We start from the raw sequence: 4,191 nt of genomic DNA on the forward strand, positions 1-4,191 counted from the left end.
GTTTTTGCCCACCCTACCAGCTACAAGCTTAAACTATGATAAAGGCATTGTTTTAGATTCTATTTGAGGTTTTTTTAGTCATGATTCTTCTTTTGATTGCTGTAATTATAAATACTACATTTTGAAGTGGTAAATGTGGATTGTAGCACTAAGGGAGATGCTGGCGAATCTGATGCAATGGCCTAGGAAGTGGCCTATAAAATTCACTATCCGTGCAGTAGGTGGAGGAGTTTGTTGTTTTGTAATAGTCCTGTGCTTCACTTTATGGCCTTACCCTGGATCAGCCCAAGCCTGGTCTCTCCGGGAATGGTTAAATACCTTAGTCGTTCAAGAAATTAATCTAGGCCGTCAGTATCACCATACCCCCCTCCAGGTGCAGGGAACAATCCTGGGAACGGGGGGTATGCCTCTGGGTAATATTCCGGTTCGCCTAGGGCAGGCAGAAACAATTACTAATTCATCAGGGCAGTATCGCTTTCCCTTTATGCCCCGTCATAACGCTCTGTTGGAAATTGATGCTCCTGACTATTACCAGGAAGTGATTCCTCTAGTTCTGGCCTTACCCCTGACAGTTTCGGAAGTGGAAGTAGAGCCGATTGCCCTGGTAAAACGGACAGATTCGGAGGCCAGGCTTCTGTTCGGGGGAGACGTAGCAATGGGTAGGCGGTTTCTCGACCCAGAAGAGAAAACTCCCCGCAATCGGATTCCTAAAAATAACCCTGATGCGCTGATTCAAGCATCCCATCCCAGACGGGGCAGTGCCAAGGTGTTAGAAGGTTTACAGCCTTTGTTCCAGCCTAGGGTCAGTGATTTTCGTAGTGTCAATCTGGAAACCCCTGTCCTGGATGACCCGACGACCCCCCACTGGGCGAAACCCTACAGTTTTTTTACCCTTCCTGAATCAGTCCGCCAGCTGCGCAAACTAGGGGTTGATTATGTCGCTCTAGGGAATAATCACCTCTGGGACTACTTAGCTTCTGGTTTGACTACCACTCTGGAGCAGTTACAAACTATTGGCCTGGCCTACAGTGGCGCTGGACTTACCCCACATGCAGCCCAGGAACCCGATCACCGACAATTGGGCAATACCAATTACAGCCTATTTTCCTTTACCTCCATTGCAGGCGATCGCTATCGAGAACCCCTACAGTTTGTGGCTACCGACCATCAGGGGGGTGCAGCAGACTTGCGGGACATAGCAACAGTAAAATCCCTAATTGCCCAGGAACGAGAGCAAGGGCGTTTCCCGATTGTCCAAGTCCACACTGGTACTGAATACACCTATGCCCCCACTTCTTATGGGAGGGGTCTGATAGACCAAGTGGCGAGTGCTGGAGCAGGGCTAGTGGTGGGACACCATCCCCATGTGGCTCAAGGCTTAGGGTTTCGTCAGGGTGTGCCTTTATTTTATAGCCTTGGTAACTTGGTGTTTGATTCCGATCGCCTGGAGACCTTACTGGAATTGGTAGCCTTGGTGGATATCGAGGATGAAGAGGTGAGGAGGCTCCAGGTTATTCCGATTTATTTGGAAGACTATCGTCCTCAACTGATAGGGGGAGACCTAGCCAATCGGTTTATCCGGAGGATTGGGGAGTTTTCTGAGGATGGAGTGCTGGTTTATCCCTATCTAAATCGCGGCTGGGTTTCTGTGGAAGGGGCTGATGGATCTGATGTCACCATCGAGGATTACAGTATAGATGTTCCGGTCATGATCAATCAAGATGGCTGGGGAGTAGTGGATTTGCGGGGGCTGGCTCCGAGTGAAGCCTCTCTATATCAGGTGCAAGTCAGCGCTGGTGACGTCTCTCAACTCCGTTTAGGGCGGGATTTAATGGGGTTTGGTGAGGCAGAAGATTGGGACATGGACTCCAATGAACAAGACCTCAACCGCTGGGGGGTATCTACGACAGGGAAGACATCCTTTCCCTGTTATCAAGGAGCCTATCGAGGTATCACCGGGATTTGTCTAGAGCGATCGCATCGCAATCGTGAGGTGGCTGTGGTTCCTTTTCGTCATCGGATACGGGTATTTGGAGATGCCCTTGATCGCCCTCAGAAAGACCTGACGATGGTGGGATATGTACGGGGGGAAAATGCCGGTCCGATAGAGCTGAAAGTCCGCTATCGTGCCAGTGAAGGGGAGCAAGGGTTTGGGGATAGGACTGTATTTACTCACCCTGGTCATACTTTTGACTGGGAACGGATTGTGGTAGACTTAGCAATGCCTGAGGATAAGCCAAAGGAGCAGGTGGCCAATCCTAAAAGAGATAATCCTCGTGCTGTGATGCTCTGGTTGCGTCACTATCCTCCCCAAGAAGGAAAGGGGCTAGCAATGTTCGATGACTTTGCCTGTGTCAGTTGGGAAAAGCCCCATTATCTGAACAATCCGATTCAGCTTTCGGTGCCTCATGCCCTTGACTTTTTACGGTTGACTGGGACCCCTGGTCTAGTGAAACTGCACCTAACCTTTCGAGCTTTTCAGCCTCAGTCTTAAATATTGGTAGTGAATCATTGGGAGGCTTAAGTTTGAGATGTTCAAGGAGGCTTTGCCTTTTTTACTGACTCTAGCCAGCTTGGTAGTCTACATTTTATATTTACTTGTTTCCTATTGGCAATTTCGTCAAAAACGGGATCAAATTCTGTATCGGGTTCATGTTAATGGGATTCGAGGTAAGTCCACGGTGACCCGCTATGTGGCAGCAGTTGTTAGGGCAGCAGGGTATAAAACGTTTGGCAAGATTACTGGTAGCACTACCCATATTCTCCATCCCAATGGTAAAGAGTCTATTTGGCCGCGAAAAGGCTATGCCAATGTTAACGAGCAAGTGGCAGTGATGCGCTATTTTTTTCGCCAGCAGGTAGAAGCGGTGGTGATGGAATGTATGGCGATTAACCCAGTCTATGCGGAATGGCTGGAAAAAAAAGTGATGCGCTCTCACGTTAGCATCATTACTAATGTTCGCTACGACCATCCAGAATATTTAGGGGAAACTCTGGAAGAAATTGCCCATTCCCTAGCAGTGACTATTCCTGAAAATGGTATTGTGATCACGGCTGAATCAAATCCTGTATTACTGGATATTCTCAACAGGGAAGCTAAACAAAGGGGCGCTAAATTGATTGCAGCTAATGCTAGTGACGTGATGGCTGAAGACCTGAAAGGATTTAGTGCTGTGGCTATAGAAGATAATGTTGCGATCGCACTAGAAGTAGGAAAGCTATTGGGAGTTCCTCGTAAACGGGCGGTTCAGGCTATGTGGCAGACTCTCAATGATGAGAGTGCTCTGAAACTGGAATCCTTTAATTGGCGAGATACTGGCATCGTTTGGGCTAACTTGTTTGCGGTCAATGACAGGGAAAGCTTTAATTTACTTTGCGATCGCATTTTTAACCAATATCCTGACCATGCCAAAGTGGTTTTACTCAACAACCGTTCCGATCGACTACCACGAGTAGCGTTATTCGCCAATCTTGCTAAGAGCTTGAGCTTTGATCGAGTGGTTACCATCGGAAGCTGCGAAGCGGAAGTACAGAAGTTATTCGCTAGTGAACCAGAACGTTTAGTGTTACTGGGTGACTCTACTCCTTTTAAGGATGCTCCTGGGACGACCTTACTAACCCAAATTACCGAAACCATAAAGGAGCCAAAGATTCTGTTGGTGGGAGCTGTCAATATCCATACTCCTCAAGCCCAAGAACTCTTAAGTTTATTCCAAACCTTAGTCCAGGCTCCGAAATTGGAAGCAGTACCAAAACCGAAACAGAAAAAGAACAAACAGCAAAGGATCCAACAGAAACGACTCAAACAGAAACGACTCAAACAGAAACGATTCAAACAGAAACGATTCAAAAAAAAGGTATGTTCGAAACCATCAATACGTCAGAAATCACTCGTTTAGCCTTGCTGATTGGGGCTTATTCAGCCCTTCATTACAAAAAAACTGAAGGGGTAATCCCAGGGGGAATTATTGTTCCAGGGCTTTTAGTGGTAAGCCTAATCTTGTCGCCCATGTGGGGGATTAGCTTAATTGGATTGGCGTTTGTTTTATATGCTCTCTATCAACGCTACTTTAAACAATCGTCCAAACCTCGAACACCAATGTATATTTTGGCAATGATATCCCTATTTTCAGTTTATCCGATTGCCATCCTATACGACAGCTTAGGCTGGATGGAATTATCCCAGGATAG

3 protein-coding genes are annotated in these 4,191 nt (G+C 47.1%); all 3 read left to right on the plus strand.

Annotation, left to right across the window (positions count from 1 at the left end):
- Positions 1-133: 133 nt before the first annotated feature.
- Positions 134-2,494 carry a CapA family protein gene (locus tag F6K38_RS36210; protein ID WP_287359864.1) on the plus strand — a complete coding sequence of 787 codons (2,361 nt, stop codon included), beginning with the start codon at positions 134-136 and terminating at the stop codon, positions 2,492-2,494.
- 37 nt (positions 2,495-2,531) lie between these two features.
- The gene (gene pgsB / locus F6K38_RS36215; RefSeq protein ID WP_287359866.1) at positions 2,532-3,899 is read left to right on the plus strand and encodes a poly-gamma-glutamate synthase PgsB; all 1,368 of its coding nucleotides are present in this window, start codon (positions 2,532-2,534) and stop codon (positions 3,897-3,899) included.
- Positions 3,860-4,191 (plus strand): poly-gamma-glutamate biosynthesis protein PgsC/CapC (locus F6K38_RS36220; RefSeq protein ID WP_287359867.1); only part of this gene is annotated, 332 nt, incomplete at its 3' end. The genes pgsB and F6K38_RS36220, both read left to right, overlap by 40 nt.

Origin of the sequence: Moorena sp. SIO3B2 (assembly GCF_010692525.1) — a bacterium.
Taxonomy (GTDB): Bacteria; Cyanobacteriota; Cyanobacteriia; order Cyanobacteriales; family Coleofasciculaceae; genus Moorena; species Moorena producens.